The organism is Acinetobacter sp. B-6, from assembly GCF_056930735.1.
The window spans coordinates 563,463-584,119 of record NZ_JBXPBY010000001.1 but is presented as its reverse complement, the minus strand read 5'-3'; the positions used below and the strand labels follow the sequence as shown (position 1 = coordinate 584,119).

Below are 20,657 nucleotides of genomic sequence, written 5' to 3'. Positions count from 1 at the left end.
CTATGAAGTGTTAACAGGCTCTAATTAAATAAATATACAGGAATTCACCATGACCACTCAAATTCCACAATACCAAGCAGATATTCTTGGTGCAGGTTATGAACAACTGACTTTAAATTTTCCTGATGATTATGATGGTAAAGTCACCGCAACTTTAGTTCGCAAGCAAGCAGCTCAATCTACACAGAAAGCCGTACTGTATATTCATGGGTTTATTGACTATTTCTTTCAAACTGAGATGGCAGAGCAATTCAACCAGCATGGTTATGACTTTTATGCGCTTGATTTAAGAAAATATGGACGTTCTCATCTCCCTCATCAAAAATATTACTATGTGTTAAATCTGAGCGAATATGATGCAGAAATAGCTCAAGCATTAGAAATAATTGGGCAAGAAGGTCATACAGAGATTGTTTTGGCAGGACATTCGACAGGTGGCTTGATTGCAACCTTATATGCTGCCCACAACCCACAACACCCACTCCTTCATGCTTTATGGTGTAACAGCCCATTTTATGACTTCAATATGCCCTCTTGGAAAAAGAAACTGGCACTTCCAAGACTCAGTGCATTGGGTAAACGTTTACCCAATTTAAAATTCCCAAGTGAATTAAATAAATGGTATGTCACCAGTTTGCATCAAGATTTGCAAGGCGAATGGAACTTTAGTTTAGAGTGGAAAAAGAAAACTTATCCGAAAGTGTATTTAAGCTTTGTCCATGCAATTTTTGAAGCGCAAAAAGAAATTCATCATGGTGTACGCCTCAATATACCGAGTTTAATTATGCATTCACATAAAACCACATATCCTAAAAAATTTAATCAGGATGCACAGTCTACAGATGTCATTTTAGAAGTGAAAGACATCATCAAATATGCCAACAAAATCCAAGGTGATGTTAATGTGATGACCATACAGAATGGTTTACATGATTTAGTTTTATCTGCACCGCCAGTCAGAGCTGAAGTCTACCAGCAACTGTTTGCATGGCTTACGCAAAAACAGAGTTAAGCTGAATGAGTTCATCACCTTTTTGTTTCATGATGCACTCAGAACTTGCCAATCAATGCTCATCTTTATATTTCATGAGCATCTGATGGGCTGGATGCCCGACTGGTGTTAACTCAATCAAGCGCTCCACCGCATCTATTGCCTCGGGGAAGTGCGCCAAATGCTTCAGTAATACATCTGTTTCATTGGCCTTAAAGATGGTCTCACTCAATCGTGATTCCAAACAATCTCGCCATGCAGATAAAAACGGACTTTCTGTTTTAGCTAAAAAAACGCCTTTGCATAATTTTAACGCAGATTCGATATATCCTGCATCCAATGCATTTTCAGCTTGTAAAAAGTCAGCTTCAACATGAGCCAACAAACGATAAGGTCGTGACCCTAACATGCCCCCTAAAATATCTCTCAATTGAGACATTTCTGCTTTTAATGTACCCACACTGACTTTACGCTCGCCATATAAAGCTTGATGTAAATTTTCCAAATTCATACCTTGAGGGCATAGCGCAAGTATAGTCAAAATCTCGATTTGACGTGGCGTCAAGACCACAATTTTACCATTGAATAAAACTTGCGGAACAGCGAAGGCACGAATGAATAAATGTTGTTGTTGAAATTCAAGTAATGCAGATTGGATAATTGAAGCACAACGTTCAGCAGCCAATAAACCCAAACTGTTGTGATAGTTCCATGTAGTCGAAAGGTCGATGACACCCAAAACTTGTTTGGAGTATGGATCTATAATCGGTGATGCATAACATACCCAATCATGTACAGAAGACATAAAGTGTTCGTTAGAAAATACACAACTCGATTGCTGTGTTTTCAATGAAAGTGCCAAGGCATTGGTTCCAACCAAATCCTCTCGCCATTGTCCCCCCGCGATAAAATGCACACGTTCTGCTGCATTACGCATTTGACCACTAGCAGCCGACCAAATGATGGTACTACCAATATCACCCACAGCAGCGACCATTGCAGATTGTTCCGCAATATGCGTCAACTCATCACTGCAATGTTCAATCGCTCTTTCTAATACAGTTTTACGTTCTTGCTTGACACTCATTAAAGGGGCAGCTTCACGATCTTTAGGAATTGCAGCTGAATTAGAGCGCTGCCATGAACTTAAAATACTCTGTCCGAGTTGATCAGCGTGTTTTAAAGACAAACTACTGCTTTGACGTAACTGTTCGATTAAACTTCGTTTATGTGCTAACTCTTGTTGGCTTAACATACGCTACATTCCTCTGTAATTTGTCCAAAAATATCCGATTCCCTTCTGTTATTTTTATCCAACGGAACTGCTTATAAATCACTCTAGCACACTATCATCTTTACATTCACCTTGGTCAACACAACTAATACCAAAGCGTTAGAATAAAATCTTTTTTATCAATATTTAGCTACTTTTCAACAAACAAGAAAACACTTTCAAAAATTAAATCATAGCGCAAATTTCTTTAGATTTTCATCCAACCTTTCTCCTACCTTTGACTCTCTATGCTCAAGCTATCATGTAAACAATCACTGTTCATACATGCAATATCCAGCAAATCATGAATGATCATGAAAATAAGTAAAGGGATACTCTTATGCGTTATGTCGATCCAAACCAACCTGGTTCAAAGGTTCAGTTTAAAGCTCAATATGAAAACTTCATTGATGGCAAATGGGTAGCACCCGTCAAAGGTCAATACTTTGACAATATCTCACCCGTAGATGGTAAAGCTTTTACTAAAATTCCACGCTCTTCCGCTGAGGACATCGAACTTGCCTTAGATGCAGCACATAAAGCGAAAGCCTCTTGGAACAAAGCATCTCCAACAACACGTTCTAATTTACTGTTAAAAATCGCAGATCGTTTAGAAGAAAATTTAGAGTTATTGGCAGTTGCTGAAACATGGGAAAACGGTAAACCAATTCGCGAAACACTTGCCGCGGATATTCCTTTGGCGATTGACCACTTCCGTTATTTTGCAGGTTGTTTACGTGCTCAAGAAGGTGGCATATCTGAGATTGATGAAGATACGATTGCCTATCATTTCCACGAGCCTTTGGGTGTAGTGGGTCAGATTATCCCATGGAATTTCCCAATTCTCATGGCTGCATGGAAGCTTGCACCTGCACTTGCAGCAGGTAACTGTATTGTTTTAAAACCTGCTGAACAAACACCATCGAGTATTTTGGTGCTTGCTGAACTGATTCAAGATATTTTACCGCCAGGTGTACTCAATATTGTCAATGGTTACGGTGTTGAAGTAGGTCGTCCACTGGCTACCAATCCACGCATTGCTAAAATTGCATTTACAGGTTCAACAGCTGTTGGACAAATGATTATGCAATATGCAACCGAAAATATTATTCCTGTTACGCTTGAACTCGGCGGTAAGTCTCCAAACATCTTCTTTGAAGATGTGATGGATAAAGATGATGACTATTTAGACAAGGCACTTGAAGGTTTTGCAATGTTTGCATTGAACCAAGGTGAAGTGTGTACTTGTCCATCTCGCGCATTGGTTCAAGAAAGTATCGCTGATAAATTCTTGGAATTGGCAGTCGAACGTGTAAAACGTATCAAGACAGGTCATCCTTTAGATACAGACACCATGATTGGTGCACAAGCTTCTGAAGAACAACAAAATAAAATTCTGGGTTGTATTGCAACAGGCCGTGCTGAAGGTGCACAACTGCTTACAGGTGGTGGAAATCGCCAAGAAGTTGGACAAGGTTTCTATATTGAGCCAACGATTTTTAAAGGCGACAACAGCATGAAAATTTTCCAAGAAGAAATTTTTGGACCTGTATTGTCGGTTACAACATTTAAAGATTATGATGAAGCAATCAAAATTGCCAACGATACCATGTATGGCTTAGGTGCAGGTGTATGGTCACGTTCAGCGCATACATCTTACCGTGCAGGTCGTGCAATTGAAGCGGGTCGTGTATGGACCAACTGCTACCATATCTACCCTGCCCATGCTGCATTTGGTGGTTATAAAAAATCAGGTATTGGTCGTGAAAATCACAAGATGATGTTAGATCATTATCAACAAACCAAAAATTTATTGGTGAGCTACTCAACCAAAGCAATGGGGTTCTTCTAAGTTCTTAGCTTGGTTTGGATTCACAGAAAAGCGAACTACGGTTCGCTTTTCTAATTTGCATGATTTAAATCTCTATACAGGTTTAATCATCATTTTAGCTTAAACAGTTATTATTTTATTCAGCTATAGGATTTAACCAAACATCTTCATAACCATGTTTATCAATAATCACCTGAAAACCTGGTTCAAGCGCCAAATAAGGTAAAATTTCAGGTAAATATTGATGTAAATGAGAGACATGTATCGCTTGATAAAAATCAGACGCTGAAGAATATTCACCACAATGAATAAACCAAGATACATTTTCCTCTTTTTCAAGAACCATACGTACTGCATAAATTGGTTGTTGACCTAAACTTTGTATTGCAAAAGCCACCATCTCCATATCATCAAGCTGGATATATTTTGAATTATATTTTTCACAAATTTGTTTTTGTAAATCTTCTAAACGCATAGATCAAAATCCATAAACTCTTATTAACACCCACTTTTTTGCTTATAAAACAGTAACGTTACGTTAGTGCTATTCAATGCTTCATCTATATTTACGCCACAATAATTTTATGCTTTCAAAGCTATAGCCTAACGTTGCTCTTAAATTCAACATCAATAACATGGTTAAAAATACAACTAGAAACATGACTATACGTTGCGTATAGAAATTCTGTTCACCAAGTGTTTTATATTTATTCAATGCCAAATATAAAATAAAAAATAATCCATAAAAAAATAATTGAAAGTATATTTTATAACTAAACTTTTTTTCCACGGTATCAGCCAATACCAAAGACATAAAAAATGCAGAAAAAGCAGTAAAAAAAAGAAACCCTAGTACCCATAAAACCTCAAAGCCTTTGATAAAACCAATTGCCCATAAACAAAGATTGGCAATAATCAGACAAAATATAAATACTTTTTTTGGTTGTTCTAATAATTTATAGAATAATTGAGCCATCATCTTTCTACCTATTTTTTGCAAAAACATCCAAAGAGATTTTTAGTTTCAAAAACCTGTTAAACCGTCTGAGCAATATCAATAAACGCTTGCGCAATTGGACTGATTTGCTTTTTATTTTTTACAGCCAAACCTATAGATCGCTTAACATTTGGAGACAACGGCATCTTTTGTACATTTGGAAAAAGAGTCATCAAATCCTTATTTAGCGCCATATCAGCAACAATTGATACACCAGCATTATTATTCACCATATTAATAATGGTTAAAATTTGAGAAAAATAGCTTTTAATCTTTGGACTTAAATTTGCTTTTCTAAACATTTCAGTCACGTGATTCTGACTCCCCGCAGAGGTCATTAAAAAAGGATATTCAACCAGTTCATTTAATCTCACTGCACTGTGTTGAGCCAATGGATTTGACTTGGGAATGAGGGCAATAAAAATATCTTCAATTACTGGAAAAGTATCAAAACGTTCTTCAGGCAATACCACAAAACCCACATCAATTGTACGATCATGAATCCATTGTGAAATATCTTTGTCAGTTCCCTCTTTGATAAACACTTCAATATTTGGAAACTGCAAACTAAATTTCTCTAATATTAAGGGAATGAGTACATTAGAAGAAGATGCACCGAATGATCCAATTCTCAATGTTCCTGAATGAAAACCATGTATGTCAGAGATTTCTTGTTTTAAAAGATTAGATGTATTTAGAATTTCTTTGGCATGAACTAAAAGCCTAATCCCTACTTCAGTCAGCTCAACTTCATTATGATTGCGATAAAAAAGTGTTACAGCCCACTCTTGCTCCAAACCTTTAATTGCATGTGATATTGCAGACTGAGTGATTTGCAAGCGTTGTGCTGCCACTGTAAAGCTTTTTTGTTCAGCCAGCATGGCAAAGATGCTGAGTTGGGTAAATGTCATGGCTACTCTATCCATGAGTAAAAACTCATTTTACCATGAATCGACATAAGTCATATTCTTTATCTAAAGTTACATAAGTCGCGCCTAAACTGATATCTAAATCAGTTGTGCGGCTAATTTTGTATAGAGCATTCAGCATGTTGCAAATGATTCAAATTCTGTTTCCATCCATTGCATTAATTGGTTTAGGTTTTTATCTATTCCAATCTGGCACACTTGATGAAAAATTCTGGAATGGTGCAGAAAAGCTCAATTACTATATTTTATTTCCAGCCTTGTTATTTAGCTCTCTTGCCAATGCAGATATGAATATGGGACATCTGCACAGTATTTTAGCTATGATTTTTTTAATAATGGCGCTGATCGTCGTCGCTGTCTATTTATTTGCAAAATTGAATCATACACCTGTGGCACAAATTGGAGTGTATATACAGAGCTTGATTCGTTTTAATACCTATTTGGGTTTATCCATTGCGACAAGTTTAGATAATCCTGAAATCAAAAGCATTTTGGTCAATATTCTTGCGATTGCCATACCTGCGGTCAATGTCATTTCTATCCTTTCTTTAAGTCCTAAAAATCAATTAAATATCAAAGCGATCTTTTTCTCCCTGATCAAAAATCCACTGATTAGCTCATGTATTTTTGGCATCGCATTTAACGTCCTACATATTCCAATTTGGTCAGGGTTTGCGAATTTACTCAGCGCTTTTTCCAGCAGTAGTCTCATGCTAGGACTGTTATGTGTTGGAACAGCAATACAATTTACAACGCTCAAATATTATCTGAAAAAATCGTTCATCATTAGCCTAATCAGATTACTTGTTATTCCACTACTGGCATTTATCATGATGCAATTATTTGCATTTAATGCTTCAGCAGTCATTGCCATTATGATCTTCTTTTCGATTCCAACGGCATCATCTGCTTATATTTTAACAAAATTATTAAATGGTGATTATCAACTAATGGCTGCAACCATCAGTATGCAAACGATATTGTCTGTATTTAGTTTGGCGTTAATTTTGAGTTTATTGCAGTATTTTTATCATTAGCAGTTGAACAACAGGTTCTGCGTTTGATCTACTCAATATGAAAAAAGAACTTCTAACTTGTATAAAATATTTTAAAGCCTACTCAATTACCAATAAAAAGTGCTGTGGTTAATTACAGCACTTTTAGCAAAAAACGAAACGATTTAATTTCTTCATTTCAGTGATTAATTCATGAAATATTAAATATTTAGCCCAAATGATAAGCTTATTGTTGATTCAATTCCATTTCAACAAAATGGAGATGATCGACACCCCAAAACATTTCTTTCCCTACAAACCATGTAGGTGCACCAAACACACCGCGTTCGATTGCTTCTTCAGTGATTTGCTTCAGTTGCATTTTAACTTGATCATCAGATAGCCATATTTGCACCTGTTCAGCACTAAAGCCAAGAGATTCAATCAAATTCATTAATACATCAATATCATTTAAATTTTGTGGATGCCCAAACATCGCATCAAATAAAGCATTCAGTACTGTCAAAAAACATTCAGGGCGATAAAGCTGGACCGCAGTAATTATGCGCATCAAATTCAGCGTATTTATTGGAAAATATGGGTTCATTTGTATTGAAATATCCCAGAGATTTGACCACCGTTGCATATCAACCATCGAATAACGTGCTTTGGCAGGCACAGTCATGGGGCTACTATTCCCTGTCGCTTTGAATACGCCACCGAGTAATATCGGTTTCCATACAATCTGTGCTTGATGTAGCTTTGCAATTTTTTGAATCTGATAAAAACCAAGATAGCTGTATGGGCTTCCTAGATCAAAGTAAAATTCAATCTGTTTCATGTTCTATCATCCTTTAGCCTACTCGGCTTATTATTTTAAAAAATCCCTTAATCAAACTTTCTTCTAGAAAGTGACTTACCACTTCTCAATCCAAGGTCTTAAATCCAATTCATGTGTCCATGAATCTCGTGGTTGCTGAGCAATATGCCAATAATTCTCAGCGATGTGTTCAGGATTTAAAATACTATCTTGATCTTTCTTTTCATAAATGTGTGGAAAAGAATTTTTGATAAAATCGGTATCAATTGCACCGTCAACAACAACATGCGCCACATGAATATTTTGTGGACCAAGTTCACGAGCCATACTTTGTGCAAGCGCTCGAAGTGCATGCTTTGCCCCAGCAAATGCAGAAAAATATACAGCGCCACGCAAACCTGCTGTTGCGCCAGTAAATATAATAGTTCCCTGTTGTCGTGTAACCATACGCTTTGCAACTTCTCGTCCAGTTAAAAAAGCAGCAAAACATGCCATTTCCCAAATTTTAAAATATTTACGTGCTGTTTCTTCAAGAATACTACAAGGTACATTTGCACCAATATTAAAAACCAACACCTCGATTTGTCCTATATTATTTTCAATATCTTCAATCAATTGAATAACTTGTTCTTCCTTCCGTGCATCTGAAGCAAAACCATAGGCTCGCCCACCTGCTCCCTCGATCTCATCGATCAGCGGTTGTAACTTTTCCGCATTACGACGGGTCATACAACTGATATAACCGCCCCGGGCAAAGCGCTTAGCAATCGCACCTCCTGTTGCATCTCCAGCACCAATGACTAGCGCGACTTTATTACTTTGTCCTTGACTATGAGCTTGCATAATATCATCCTTTTACATAACGATCGTTATTATAACGATTACTATGTTATAGTTTTAAAACAAGGTCAAGAAAAGATTGATGTAAAACTATGCGATACCAATCCGGCTATAAAGCAGAAAAAAGAAAGCAACTTCTTGAAATTAGTGGACAACTCGCTAAAAAGAATGGCTTTGCCGTAACTGGTATAGATGGATTCATGAAAGCTGCAGGTGTGACAAGTGGCGCGTTCTATTCACACTTCTCATCCAAACAGGATTTATTTAAAGCACTTGTTGAAAATGAACTGAAAGACAGTATCGAAAAATGGGAAAATAACCCTTATGACCAAGCAGAACAATGGCTAGAGTTCGAATTGAATCGATATCTCACAGTTTCACATGTAGAACACGCTGAGTATGGATGTATTTTACCTGCCTTAGCCACTGAAATTTCCCGTTCAGATCTAGAAATTAAACAACTCTATCAAAAAGAATTACAGCGTGGACATGCGCTATTTTCGAAACATTTAGGCAGTGAAGAAAAAGCTTGGGTTGTTTTATGTCAATTGGTGGGTGCGATTCTTATGGCGCGCAGTATCGCTGATGAAAGCATTAAATTGATCATTTTAGAGTCGAGTAAAAAAGCGATACAGGCAATGTTATAAATTACAGCATAAACCACGTGTTCAACGAAGTATAAACTGGTATAAATAGCAATAACCTTATTCTATCCACTGTCAAATTATGGCTACCTCTAATACAACGCTTCCCAAAACGATCTATGCCATCCAACATTTAGCGTTTGAAGATCTGGGAACACTCGAAGATACTTTTTATGAACTCGGCTATCGTGTTCGCTACTTTGAAGCGGGTGTAGATAATTTAAAACCTGCACTTGAGTTTGAAGGACTGACCATTATTTTAGGTGGACCGATTGGGATTTATGAGACCGAAGACTACCCATTCCTAAATGATGAAATTAAATATCTTGAGCAGCGTATCGCTAAAAATCTCCCAACTATAGGGATTTGTTTAGGTGCTCAGTTAATTGCGCATGCCTTGGGCGCAAAAGTTTATCCAGGACATCAAAAAGAAATTGGTTGGAGTAAATTAAGACTCAGTTTGGTAAAAAATAATCCTTTATTGCCTCTAGCCAATCACGAAGTTTTACACTGGCATGGGGATAGTTTTGACTTACCTGTGACTGCTGAATTACTCGCAAGCTCATCGATTTATACCAATCAAGCTTTCAGAGTAGGTCAAAATATTCTCGCCTTACAATTTCATCTAGAAGTTGCAGCGGAGTATATGGAAAAGTGGTTGATTGGTCATACAAGTGAACTTCGTCAAGCGGGTTTAAATATTCCGCAATTGCGAGCAGATAATGAAAAATATGCCCCACAATTAGAATTACAAGCACCACTTGTTATTGAACATTATCTCAAAAACTTTGATCAATAGTTTTGCTTTGAAGGTTTGGCAAATATTAAGATCAACAATATTTGCCTCAAATGAATGATTATGATCGATCAATATCAAAATCGTTGATCTTCTATTAGCGCATAGAATGTCTAATTTATGCGTAATAGATAACATATTAAATACATTGGGTTGAGGTGACCGTTTTATAATTTATACTTCATAACTTATATCCATCTTGCAATGAAAAAAATACTGATTGGAGCATCTTTGCTCACAACCTTGCTAGTTTCAGCTTGTTCAACACCTGAAGTGAAAACACCAGAACCACAATCGCTTGGTATGGCAAATCCTGCCAGTGTTTATTGTAATAAAGTTGGCGGCACATCAATCGTGAAGAAAGATTCTCGTGGCAATGAAGTTGGATATTGTCGTTTAGCAGATGGCAAAGTCGTCGAGGAATGGGAGTTATTTAGAAGTGCTCAGCAAGAAGATTCAAAAGCGCAGCCATAATAAACTTTAAATGAATGCCTAATGTTTTATTGCCATTACAATATCTTATTGTAATGGCTTTATTTTTTCTTATTCCTATAAAATTTCAGTTTTGATGAGCTTAACGAGCAAATGAAATTTTTGAAAGAATTAAAAAATATAATTTTCGATGGAATTTTACTTTTATACTTCTTCTATATAACAAAAGTGCTAGAAAATATTTAATTTTTAACGAGTGTAGAATTTAAAAAACTCTTACGAAAAAACATAAGCTTAAATAAAAGAACTATTCACTGCTCAAATAAACTTACAAATTTTGCGTTGTTTTTAGTTGAGATACCACGTAAATCCATTGAAATAGTAGATTTAATGAGTTTATTCATATGCACTTAACATCTTTCGTTTAGATTTCATTAGATTTAAGATTAATGTAAAATATTGTTATTGATTATCATTATCAATTAAGCGTTATTCTACTTATCCAAAGAGGAATGCCTCATGAGCAGTATTGTACTCAAAGTTATTTTAATCATATCTTTTATTATTGCCTTGCTTGGTATCCTAGCTGGACTTTACTTGTCTGATCTCATCATATTATCTGTTGGGATTCTAGCGATTGTAGCAACGCTATTAGCATTTCTTGAATTGAGGAAAAATCGCTACAACCCTTTTCATTAAAGGATCGATAGATATATTCAATAAAAATAGTTTTATTTCTCGTCTTCCCTCCTTTTGCCAAGGTTTAAAAAAACCACTTGAAAGTGGTTTTAATTGTGGATCATTTGCTTGCCTGCGCATAACGATCACTGACTTTTTTCCAATTCACAACTGTCCAAAATGCTTTAGTATAATCTGCTCTACGATTTTGATATTTTAAATAATAAGCATGTTCCCATACATCCAATCCCAATAACGGTGTCCCTTTTACTTCTGCAACATCCATCAAAGGATTATCTTGGTTGGGTGTTGAACTCACTGCCAATTTGCCATTCGGTTGCAAGATCAACCAAGCCCACCCTGAACCAAATCGACTTGTTGCAGCCTCATTAAATTTTGTCTGAAAATTTTCAAATGAACCGAAATCTTTTTTAATTTGTTTTAATAATTTCGTCGAAGGCTTTCCTGAAGATGCGGTTGGAGATAAGCTTTCCCAAAAAAATGCATGATTAAAATGTCCGCCACCATTGTTACGCACTGCTGTATTGTATTTTGAAATTTGTGCTTGAACCGCTTCTATACTGAGCTGATCTAGATCAGGATAATTCTTAATTTGCGCATTTAAATTATCGACATAGGCTTTGTGATGTTTACCATAATGAATTTCCATTGTCGTCGCATCTATTGCAGGTTCCAATGCGTTAACACTATATGGTAAAGGTGCTTGCTTAAAGTCGGCATTTGCTGAGAAACTGAATCCCATAGTCATTGCCAGCACTGCAATTTTTAACTTCATGTTCATTGGATTAAAGCCTTAAATGATAATTAAAATCATTTACAAAATATAATCCTTTCCGATACATGTCAAATCGAAAAGCCATTTCTCGATCAAAACAAACTTTAATGACCCATGGTGACAACCAAAGCTAAATTAAAACGCCCTCTTTCACCTATGCTTTATAATTGATTCCATAGTGACATTACGCCATACAAATGAGCGATTCCCATTACAGAACAAATGCCTGATGAAATAAGCCAAAACTTCATCGAATTTTCAGGAAAATAGGGTTTCAATAAGGAAAACCCCAAAGCACGGATGATTAATACAATTGAAACTGCCATTAATATCCATTTCGTGAATGGGAGTAGAGCCACTACCCCAGCACCAGAAAGTGCAAAAATAGACCATGAAAAAAGAATGAGCGCAATCAAAATGGTCACCAAAATTGGTTGAATTTTACCCGCTTCAAATTCACCTGCTAGACGTTCACCTGCCCCTAAAAATCGAAAGGCTGAACCACCGATAGCAAGACAAGCCAAATGTGCGATTGCAACTGCAGCATCAAATAATGCAGCAATGATTAGAATGCCATTTGCTGTACTCAACATTGAGAATCTTCCTTATTACTTTTAATTGATTTAAAAAATGATGAATAAAAACAAAGCTAAAAATCAAACATTACACTTTTTATTTAAAAATAGATATTGTCATAACAATCTAATCCATAAATTCATCTAAATCTAAAAAAAGAAAAACAGTACATTTAAAATTTGTTTTCATTTGATGCCAAGCCACCAACAACAAGCATAATCGATAAGAATCTTCAGCTTATCCCAAGCTTTAACCAAGCAAGCTTTAGCCTTTTTCCCTGTATAAATAGCCTTTTAAAGATTAAAATAAACCATAAGCTTTATAAAGCTACAGTATATTTCGTAAACAGGCGAAGTATCAAAATGCAATCGAATTATCATAAGTATTCTTTTGATTCGGCAGCGATTTAGCTAAAAGTTCTTTGCACAAAAAAACAATCCCCTAAGAGATTGATTAACAACAGCTGATGATATAAAAGTTGCATCGAAAAAAAACCAACTTGCTAAAGTTGGTATGCGCAATCTCTTATTTTAGTAATGAGATATTATAAATATGCAAGTCCATTGCGCCATGCCATATTAGCCTAATTCGTGTATAAAGAATAATTATAAAAATTCAGCCAAAAATGAAAATAATTCATTCGGTTATTTGAACCGTTATTGATTATCCACTGACTTGATCGATAATAATCTTGCTTAGAGCGTTCCTGAAATAGGATGCTTTAGAATAAAAAATTTTTTTATGCTCTATAACTACAGCTCATTCATATGAATAGAATGATCAAAACTACATTATTGGAATAGTTTCAAATCTTGTACTTATAATTGACCTTAAAAAGTGATGTATAAATTTTTGAGCCCAAACCTTCAAAAACGACAGGAACAGTGCTGATTTTTAATAGGGTATTTTGGCTAATATTAAATATTGTTTTAGTGAAAATAATCAGACCACTTAATCGACAAATCAAAAAAAAGGCTTACATTGATTTTTGTCAATGTAAGCCAGTTTTGATAATTACTTGCTTGCTGGAACAGAAGCTTCAGTCGTAATGTTTACAGTGATTTTATCACCCACATTTGGCACATATGCACCTACACCAAATGCTGAACGATTAAACGAAGTTGTTGCATTAAAACCAATAGACTGTGCTTTGGTCATTGGATGCACACCTTGTTTATTTAAAACTGCATCTAAAACAACAGGTTTAGTCACATCTTTCACAGTAAGATTACCGGTGATTTTGTATTTATTTTTACCTAAAGCTTGTACTTTGGTACTTTTAAAAGTGATGTTTGGATATTTTTCAGCATCAAAAAAATCAGGAGTTTTTAAATGTTCATCCAAAGCTTTTACATTGGTATTTAAGCTTGCTAATGGAATGGTCACGTTGACAGATGAGTCAGCAGGTTTTGCATTATCAACAGAAATTGTGCCTTGAATGTCGCTAAAATTTGCTGAAGGAGTTGAAAAACCAAAGTGATTCCAAGTAAAAACTGTCGCTGTGTGGGTTGGATCAATTTTATAATCAACTGGTTTTGCAACACTAAAAGTTGCAACTGAAGCTACCGCCAAACCTAATGTTAATGCTTTAAAGTTCATATTGTTAATCTCGCTATCGAATGACTATTATTCTATACGCTTCCAACACAAATTCACTGTTATTGATAATACGATATGTTGCATATATGCAACGATTCAAACTGCTATCTTATGATGCATAACTTTGAACCTTATCTCCCCATACAATGCTTTGTTTTATAGACATTTAATGAGGAATTGGCATTTCAAATGATCAGAAATCCACACTTCGTTTAAGTACTTGGGATCAAGAATGAAATAAATTTCACTAGATCATCAAGTGAAAATTTTATATTTATAGAACATGTCTTTTATGTGATGAATAATTTTATGGTAAACATTGCTCAAGCTCAAAGTACGCAAATCCCTTATCAGGTCACATTAACCAATCCTCAAGGACATATCTGGTATGCCGATGAGCCAAACGATAAGGGAGGACAAGATACTGCACCAAATCCTATTCAAATTCTTTTATCTGCTTTAGGTGCATGTACAGTCATCACATTGGAAATGTATGCCAAGCTTAAAGGATTGAAAATTGAACATGTGCAACTTGATTTAGCATTAAATCCAGAAGATAAACCAGAAGCCGGGCAAAACATTATTACGCGAACAATTCAGCTGAAAGGCGATTTCACTGAAGAACAACACAAACGCCTACTTAAAGTTGCAGAAAGTTGCCCTGTTCATAAACTATTAACCTCAAATATTCAGATTCAGACTGAGCTAGATCTGAGCTAGTACAATTTAGATTTATTTATATTCATCTATATCAATCAAAAGCCCCTTTCGGGGCTTTTTAGTCTTAAAGCTTTTCAACCAAGACACGATCAACCTGTTTTAAGCCAGAGTGCTTTTCATGGTTTTTGCGTCGAATCTTGATGATTTTGTCTTCTTGAAAGTCCTGTAATAGCAACTCTACTGCAACCATGGATTCAAGTGGTAAATCCTGCCCAATCCACTTTTGCTCACCCGCATCCATCAAAGTGATTTCATCACTAATCTGTTCATAAAGGCTCATATTTTCCTCACTTATGGTATATGTATCACCATATTTCATGAATACAGAATGAATGGCACAACTATATACCTTTTGCTAAAAACTGCTACTAAAATTTGCTGAATTTACCGACAACATTAAAAAAACTATCTGCAAAATAAAAACGCCCACTTTGGGGCGTTGTTATCGCTTTAAAAAGCTGAATATTAAGCAGTTAACTCATTTACAGCAGCAACCACAGCTTCTGTGGTGATTCCAAAGAATTGGAACAAGTCTTTTGCAGGAGCAGACTCGCCATAAGTTGTCATACCAATAACTTTGCCATCTAAACCGACAAACTTCCACCAGTAATCCACATGACCTGCTTCAACAGCAACACGCGCGCGGATGTTTGATGGCAATACAGCTTCACGGTACGCAGCATCTTGTTTAACAAACTCTTCTGCACATGGCATAGATACCACACGTACACCTTCAAGTTGTGCATGTGCTTCCATCGCCAATGAAACTTCTGAACCTGTCGCAATGATGATTGCTTTTAATTCACCTTTTTCTTCAGCCAATACATAACCACCTTTTGCAACATTCTCAATTTGTGTTTGAGTACGTGTTTGGAATGGTAAATTTTGACGAGAGAAGATTAATGCTGTTGGACCTTCTTTACGTGTTAATGCAGATTTCCAAGAAATCGAAGCTTCAACCGTATCACATGGACGCCATGTATTTAAATTTGGAGTACCACGTAGAGAAGCAATTTGCTCTACAGGTTGGTGTGTAGGACCATCTTCACCTAAACCAATTGAGTCATGTGTATAGACATGAATCACACGTTGCTTCATCAAAGCAGACATACGTACTGCATTTCGTGCATATTCCATAAACATCAGGAATGTTGCAACATAAGGAATAAAACCGCCATGTAAGGCAACACCATTGGCAATCGCAGTCATACCGAACTCACGTACACCATAATGTACATAATTACCTGCAGGATCAGACTCAACACCTTTGGCACCTTTCCACAAGGTTAAGTTTGAACCTGCCAAATCCGCAGAACCACCTAAAATTTCAGGAAGTAAAGGTGCAAACGCTTGAATAGCATTTTGACTCGCTTTACGCGTTGCAATTGTTTCACCTTTGGCATTGACTTCAGCAATATATGCATCTGCTTGAGCCAAGAAATCTGCTGGTAAATCACCTTCTACGCGGCGTTTAAATTCAGCTGCTTCAGTTGGATATTTTGCAGCATAGGCAGCAAAAGTTTCGTTCCAAGTCGCTTCAGACGCTGAACCTTTCGCTTTCGCATCCCAAGCCGTATAAATATCAGAAGGAATAACAAATGCTTCTTCTTTCCAACCTAATGCTTCACGGGTTAATGTGATTTCATCATTACCTAATGGCGCACCGTGACAGTCTTCTTTACCCTGCTTGTTGGGTGAACCTAAACCAATAATGGTTTTACAGATAATCAACGTTGGTTTTGCAATTTCTTCACGTGCTTCAACTGTTGCAGCGCGAATAGCATCAGCATCATGACCATCTACACGAAGAACTTGCCAACCATAAGCTTTAAAACGCTCTTCAGTGTCATCTGAGAACCAGCCTTCTACTTCACCATCAATAGAAATACCGTTGTCATCATAGTAAGCAATCAGTTTTCCAAGCCCTAAAGTTCCAGCAAGTGAACATGCTTCATGGGAGATACCTTCCATTAAACAACCATCACCCAAGAAACAGTAAGTAAAATGGTCTACAACTTTAATGTCATCTTTATTTAATTGCGCAGCTAAAGTTTTTTCAGCCAGTGCAAAACCAACCGCATTGGCAATACCCTGACCCAATGGACCAGTCGTTGTCTCAATACCCGGTGCATAACCTAATTCTGGATGACCTGGTGTTTTAGAATGTAATTGACGGAACTGTTTAATATCTTCAATAGAAAGATCGTAACCGGTTAAATGTAACAGCGCATATTGCAACATTGAACCATGACCATTAGACAATACAAAGCGGTCGCGGTTTGCCCATTGCGGATTTGTTGGATTATGATTTAAAAATTCGCGCCATACGACATCAGCGATATCTGCCATCCCCATTGGTGCACCTGGATGTCCAGAATTGGCTTTTTGCACAGCATCCATAGCCAATACACGAATTGCGTTAGCTATACGACGTTCATTCAACGGGGTTGTCATAGATCAGAGTCCAATAAATAAAAAATATAGGAAGATGAATAGATATTCAAAAACTGTGATGTATTGTCTTAAAAAAAACGATCAGGGTAAAGACTTAAGTCTATATTTATCCCTTTTGGTTGCAAATTAATTAAAAAATAAACGAAATACAGCCGAAACGACATTAAAACTGATCGATAACCGTCATGATTTTGCATCAACCGTTATATAAACTCAAAGCACTACAGTAGATTTTTAAACTGAGTTTTCATCACAATTACAATGAAAAATGAAGAGAGCTAAGCAAAGTTTAATTTAATCGCAAAACCAATAAATAGCTCAATTAAAACAACTTGTTGTTTTTTAAAAATCGGCAATATGTGCCCAAATCAGGCACCTTTATCAATTTTCCTAATGAACATATCAATTAAAAACACATAAAAATGAATTTTATTCATGATTTTTAATCAGGTAATGCTAGTCCTCAGGCTGAAGTCGATGTAACATATTGCGTCTTTATAAATTACTGTGATAGGACTTTCATGCGCGAGTATGCTGTTTTTACTTCGGAATCTGTGAGCGAAGGCCATCCAGATAAAATGGCTGACCAAATCAGTGACGCTATCTTGGATGCAATCTTAAAAGAAGACCCATATGCACGGGTTGCCTGCGAAACATTAGTAAAAACTGGTGCGGTGATTCTTGCGGGTGAAATCACCACGACAGCAAATGTCGATTTTGAATCGATTGTTCGTCACACGGTTAATGGTATTGGCTACCACCATACAGATCTTGGCTTTGATGGCTCAACATGTGCTGTGATCAACATGATTGGTAAACAATCACCTGAAATTGCGCAAGGTGTTGATCGTCAAAAACCTGAAGATCAGGGTGCAGGCGACCAAGGCTTAATGTTTGGCTATGCGAGCCGTGAAACAGATGTGCTGATGCCAGCACCTATTTCATATGCACACCGCTTAATGGAAAAACAAGCTGAATTACGTCGTAATGGTACATTGCCGTGGTTACGTCCAGATGCCAAAAGCCAAGTTACGTTTGCTTATGAAAATGGCAAGCCTGTTCGTTTAGATGCAGTGGTACTCTCTACTCAACATGATCCTGAAATTTCACAAGCGAATTTAAAAGAAGCAGTGATTGAAGAAATCGTGAAAAAGATCATCCCTGCTGAAATGTTCCATGCTGAAACCAAATTCCATATTAACCCAACAGGTTTATTTGTGATTGGTGGTCCAGTGGGTGACTGTGGTTTAACTGGTCGTAAAATTATTGTTGATACTTATGGCGGTATGGCTCGTCATGGTGGTGGTGCTTTCTCTGGTAAAGATCCATCAAAAGTTGATCGCTCAGCAGCGTATGCTGGTCGTTATGTTGCAAAAAATATTGTTGCAGCAGGACTTGCTGATAAGTGTGAAATCCAAGTGTCTTATGCAATTGGTGTGGCTGAACCAACTTCAATTTCAATCAATACCTTCAATACAGGTAAGGTATCTGATGAATTGATTATTCAATTGGTACGTGAACACTTCGATTTACGCCCTTATGGCATTACCCGTATGCTTGATTTGATTCAGCCAATGTATAAGCAAACTGCTGCTTATGGGCACTTTGGTCGCGAAGGTTCAGACACTGCATTTACATGGGAAAAAACAGATAAAGTTGAAGCGCTTAAAGCATCAGCAAATCTATAATTTCTCAAAAATTCATCGTAAAAAAGCTCGCAGATGCGAGCTTTTTTGTTTGTTAAAGATATGGAAATATATACCTCAAAAAATTCCCTCCTCTCTAGCAGTTTCAATTTAAATTAAATCAAAAAACACTTATCTTCTTTTATCTCTATTATTTGCATGTACTTCATCTTATTTTGGAAAATAAAAAATCAATTACTGTGAACCAGGCTTAGCATCCTGTTGTAAAACACTTAATATTGAAATTTGTTCAGGCGCTTCAGTATTATGATTTTGAATATATAAATGCCCAACTTTAAAGGTGACAGCCACAATCAAACAAGCCACTAAGCAAAAAGTCCATAAGCCATATGGGCTTTTGATATGCTGAGAGCCACATTTCGGACAAACTTTTTGTGTCGAAGTCACTGTTTCATTACAGCAAGCACAATGATATTGTAAAATCATCTTTGGATCTCCTTCTTGTCGCACTATTATTGTTTTTATTTATTACACTACCATTATATCCATATAAGTAATGTAAAAATTTAACTACATTTTTAGTTTACATGAATAGTAATGTTTGACAAGCAAATTTTGTTTCTATTTATTTACTTTAAAATTCATAAACTTAGATAAAATTAGCTTAAAACCCAAAAAACACTCTCAATTCAAACCTATATACCACTCAATACCCAGTATTCAATATCCTGTATCATGCACATTCAAGGTATAATTCAACCCTAGACAAATATTAAATTTTTTTGGAGATTATTTTGGTACAACTGATCAAAAAAGGTGGTTTACGTGAACGCGCCAACCGTAGCCGTAGATACGCTGAGTCCGAAAACAATATCAAAACTTTAGATCCACATCGTTATCAGACCCAAGAACAGCTTGGCGAGAACCCGACAAAACATATCGATAATGAAAAAACAACTTCTCACAATAATGAAAATCAATAAAACATTTTAAGTACATCCACCCAAAGGAAGGCCGCAAATAATAAGAAGAAGCTTCCAGAGAGAATATCGATATAGCTTCCAGAACGTTGATAGATTGCTTTTATTTTAGGAACCGACATAATTAACATTAATAGACTAAACACTAGAAATGTCTGAATCGGAATGATCACTGCCAATTGTGGTTTTAAGTTTAATCCTGCACTTGAACTTAACGCCAATGAAAAAACACTACTGAAATAAATCACAATTTTAGGATTAGCTAAATTTGTAAAAAGTCCCAAAAGGAAATAATTTTTAGGTGCATGTTCAATGACCCCATCGAGATTGGTATTTTGTTTAAGTGTGGCAATACCACCCTTTAGCATGGCGTAACCCATTCGAGCCAAAAAGAATCCACCAATCAACATCAACACTTGCTGAATCCAAGGCCAATGTTCTAATAAAACCGTAAAGCCCAATAGCGTTAAAATCACCCAAACCACGACACCTACAGATATGCCCAATATAATTTTAAGTGTATTGGCACGTGTAGTAGATGCTGAGCTTTTAGCAACCAATAAAACATCTGGTCCTGGACTGAGTTGTGCTACAAAATGTAGTGCACAAATGGTCAATAACATCGACATAATTTAATCTTATCGCTTAGGGCGAGCCAAT

The 20,657-nt window shown here is 36.3% G+C and carries 23 protein-coding genes; 10 read left to right on the top strand and 13 right to left on the bottom strand.

What is annotated here, in order from left to right:
• Window positions 1–49: 49 nt before the first annotated feature.
• A complete protein-coding gene (locus AC1Z3T_RS02680; protein ID WP_009585453.1) occupies window positions 50–1,012 on the top strand; it encodes an alpha/beta hydrolase in 963 nt (320 codons plus the stop codon).
• A gap of 52 nt (window positions 1,013–1,064) precedes the next feature.
• Here the strand turns inward: AC1Z3T_RS02680 and AC1Z3T_RS02675 are convergent, their stop codons facing one another.
• Window positions 1,065–2,246, bottom strand: a complete 1,182-nt coding sequence (locus AC1Z3T_RS02675) for a sigma-54-dependent transcriptional regulator family protein (protein ID WP_046761156.1) — start codon at window positions 2,244–2,246, stop codon at window positions 1,065–1,067.
• A 358-nt stretch (window positions 2,247–2,604) separates the two neighbouring features.
• Between AC1Z3T_RS02675 and exaC the strand changes: the two genes are divergently transcribed.
• Window positions 2,605–4,116 carry an acetaldehyde dehydrogenase ExaC gene (gene exaC, locus AC1Z3T_RS02670; RefSeq protein ID WP_100885400.1) on the top strand — a complete coding sequence of 504 codons (1,512 nt, stop codon included), beginning with the start codon at window positions 2,605–2,607 and terminating at the stop codon, window positions 4,114–4,116.
• 115 nt (window positions 4,117–4,231) lie between these two features.
• On the opposite strand, the gene AC1Z3T_RS02665 is transcribed toward exaC, so the two are convergent.
• The 3 genes from AC1Z3T_RS02665 to AC1Z3T_RS02655 all read right to left on the bottom strand — a co-directional run bounded on the left by AC1Z3T_RS02665 (window position 4,232) and on the right by AC1Z3T_RS02655 (window position 6,003).
• On the bottom strand, window positions 4,232–4,570 hold the full coding sequence (locus tag AC1Z3T_RS02665) for an immunity protein Imm33 domain-containing protein (protein ID WP_100885401.1): 339 nt from the start codon (window positions 4,568–4,570) through the stop codon (window positions 4,232–4,234).
• 81 nt (window positions 4,571–4,651) lie between these two features.
• On the bottom strand, window positions 4,652–5,074 hold the full coding sequence (locus AC1Z3T_RS02660; protein WP_100885402.1) for a hypothetical protein: 423 nt from the start codon (window positions 5,072–5,074) through the stop codon (window positions 4,652–4,654).
• Window positions 5,075–5,130: 56 nt separating this feature from the next.
• Entirely contained in the window at window positions 5,131–6,003 is an 873-nt protein-coding gene (locus AC1Z3T_RS02655) for a LysR family transcriptional regulator (RefSeq protein ID WP_151806538.1), read from the bottom strand.
• 137 nt (window positions 6,004–6,140) lie between these two features.
• Between AC1Z3T_RS02655 and AC1Z3T_RS02650 the strand changes: the two genes are divergently transcribed.
• Window positions 6,141–7,058, top strand: a complete 918-nt coding sequence (locus AC1Z3T_RS02650; protein WP_100885404.1) for an AEC family transporter — start codon at window positions 6,141–6,143, stop codon at window positions 7,056–7,058.
• Between the two features lie 205 nt (window positions 7,059–7,263).
• On the opposite strand, the gene AC1Z3T_RS02645 is transcribed toward AC1Z3T_RS02650, so the two are convergent.
• Both AC1Z3T_RS02645 and AC1Z3T_RS02640 read right to left on the bottom strand, forming a co-directional pair.
• Window positions 7,264–7,857 carry a 2-hydroxychromene-2-carboxylate isomerase gene (locus AC1Z3T_RS02645; protein ID WP_100885405.1) on the bottom strand — a complete coding sequence of 198 codons (594 nt, stop codon included), beginning with the start codon at window positions 7,855–7,857 and terminating at the stop codon, window positions 7,264–7,266.
• A gap of 75 nt (window positions 7,858–7,932) precedes the next feature.
• Window positions 7,933–8,679, bottom strand: coding sequence for an SDR family oxidoreductase (locus AC1Z3T_RS02640; RefSeq protein WP_100885406.1), 747 nt, complete (start codon window positions 8,677–8,679; stop codon window positions 7,933–7,935).
• 89 nt (window positions 8,680–8,768) lie between these two features.
• On the opposite strand from AC1Z3T_RS02640, the gene AC1Z3T_RS02635 reads away from it, so the two are divergent.
• The 4 genes from AC1Z3T_RS02635 (at window position 8,769) to AC1Z3T_RS02620 (ending at window position 11,247) form a co-directional block, all read left to right on the top strand.
• Complete coding sequence (locus tag AC1Z3T_RS02635; RefSeq protein ID WP_004824290.1) at window positions 8,769–9,323, top strand: TetR/AcrR family transcriptional regulator; 555 nt, start codon at window positions 8,769–8,771, stop codon at window positions 9,321–9,323.
• 79 nt (window positions 9,324–9,402) lie between these two features.
• Window positions 9,403–10,119, top strand: a complete 717-nt coding sequence (locus AC1Z3T_RS02630) for a glutamine amidotransferase (protein ID WP_100885407.1) — start codon at window positions 9,403–9,405, stop codon at window positions 10,117–10,119.
• A 228-nt stretch (window positions 10,120–10,347) separates the two neighbouring features.
• Complete coding sequence (locus tag AC1Z3T_RS02625) at window positions 10,348–10,590, top strand: putative hemolysin (RefSeq protein ID WP_371864987.1); 243 nt, start codon at window positions 10,348–10,350, stop codon at window positions 10,588–10,590.
• A gap of 477 nt (window positions 10,591–11,067) precedes the next feature.
• The gene (locus AC1Z3T_RS02620; protein WP_004824296.1) at window positions 11,068–11,247 is read left to right on the top strand and encodes a hypothetical protein; all 180 of its coding nucleotides are present in this window, start codon (window positions 11,068–11,070) and stop codon (window positions 11,245–11,247) included.
• A gap of 100 nt (window positions 11,248–11,347) precedes the next feature.
• Here AC1Z3T_RS02620 and AC1Z3T_RS02615 read toward each other — a convergent pair whose 3' ends face one another.
• The 3 genes from AC1Z3T_RS02615 to AC1Z3T_RS02605 form a co-directional block, all read right to left on the bottom strand.
• On the bottom strand, window positions 11,348–12,028 hold the full coding sequence (locus AC1Z3T_RS02615; protein ID WP_100885408.1) for a superoxide dismutase: 681 nt from the start codon (window positions 12,026–12,028) through the stop codon (window positions 11,348–11,350).
• A 155-nt stretch (window positions 12,029–12,183) separates the two neighbouring features.
• Window positions 12,184–12,615 carry a hypothetical protein gene (locus AC1Z3T_RS02610; RefSeq protein WP_100885409.1) on the bottom strand — a complete coding sequence of 144 codons (432 nt, stop codon included), beginning with the start codon at window positions 12,613–12,615 and terminating at the stop codon, window positions 12,184–12,186.
• A 997-nt stretch (window positions 12,616–13,612) separates the two neighbouring features.
• A complete protein-coding gene (locus AC1Z3T_RS02605; protein WP_004824302.1) occupies window positions 13,613–14,197 on the bottom strand; it encodes a YceI family protein in 585 nt (194 codons plus the stop codon).
• A gap of 309 nt (window positions 14,198–14,506) precedes the next feature.
• On the opposite strand from AC1Z3T_RS02605, the gene AC1Z3T_RS02600 reads away from it, so the two are divergent.
• A complete protein-coding gene (locus AC1Z3T_RS02600) occupies window positions 14,507–14,917 on the top strand; it encodes an OsmC family protein (protein ID WP_100885410.1) in 411 nt (136 codons plus the stop codon).
• 64 nt (window positions 14,918–14,981) lie between these two features.
• On the opposite strand, the gene AC1Z3T_RS02595 is transcribed toward AC1Z3T_RS02600, so the two are convergent.
• On the bottom strand, window positions 14,982–15,197 hold the full coding sequence (locus AC1Z3T_RS02595) for a hypothetical protein (protein WP_004824308.1): 216 nt from the start codon (window positions 15,195–15,197) through the stop codon (window positions 14,982–14,984).
• A gap of 185 nt (window positions 15,198–15,382) precedes the next feature.
• The gene (tkt, locus tag AC1Z3T_RS02590) at window positions 15,383–17,371 is read right to left on the bottom strand and encodes a transketolase (RefSeq protein WP_100885411.1); all 1,989 of its coding nucleotides are present in this window, start codon (window positions 17,369–17,371) and stop codon (window positions 15,383–15,385) included.
• Window positions 17,372–17,892: 521 nt separating this feature from the next.
• Between tkt and metK the strand changes: the two genes are divergently transcribed.
• The gene (metK, locus tag AC1Z3T_RS02585; RefSeq protein ID WP_004824311.1) at window positions 17,893–19,059 is read left to right on the top strand and encodes a methionine adenosyltransferase; all 1,167 of its coding nucleotides are present in this window, start codon (window positions 17,893–17,895) and stop codon (window positions 19,057–19,059) included.
• Between the two features lie 192 nt (window positions 19,060–19,251).
• Here metK and AC1Z3T_RS02580 read toward each other — a convergent pair whose 3' ends face one another.
• Window positions 19,252–19,503 carry a hypothetical protein gene (locus AC1Z3T_RS02580; RefSeq protein ID WP_004824312.1) on the bottom strand — a complete coding sequence of 84 codons (252 nt, stop codon included), beginning with the start codon at window positions 19,501–19,503 and terminating at the stop codon, window positions 19,252–19,254.
• A gap of 308 nt (window positions 19,504–19,811) precedes the next feature.
• Between AC1Z3T_RS02580 and AC1Z3T_RS02575 the strand changes: the two genes are divergently transcribed.
• Window positions 19,812–20,000, top strand: a complete 189-nt coding sequence (locus AC1Z3T_RS02575) for a hypothetical protein (RefSeq protein ID WP_100885412.1) — start codon at window positions 19,812–19,814, stop codon at window positions 19,998–20,000.
• On the opposite strand, the gene AC1Z3T_RS02570 is transcribed toward AC1Z3T_RS02575, so the two are convergent.
• Window positions 19,994–20,626: a LysE family transporter gene (locus AC1Z3T_RS02570; protein WP_100885413.1), complete on the bottom strand. Its 633-nt coding sequence runs from the start codon at window positions 20,624–20,626 to the stop codon at window positions 19,994–19,996. The genes AC1Z3T_RS02575 and AC1Z3T_RS02570 overlap by 7 nt on opposite strands.
• Between the last annotated feature and the right edge of the window lie 31 nt (window positions 20,627–20,657).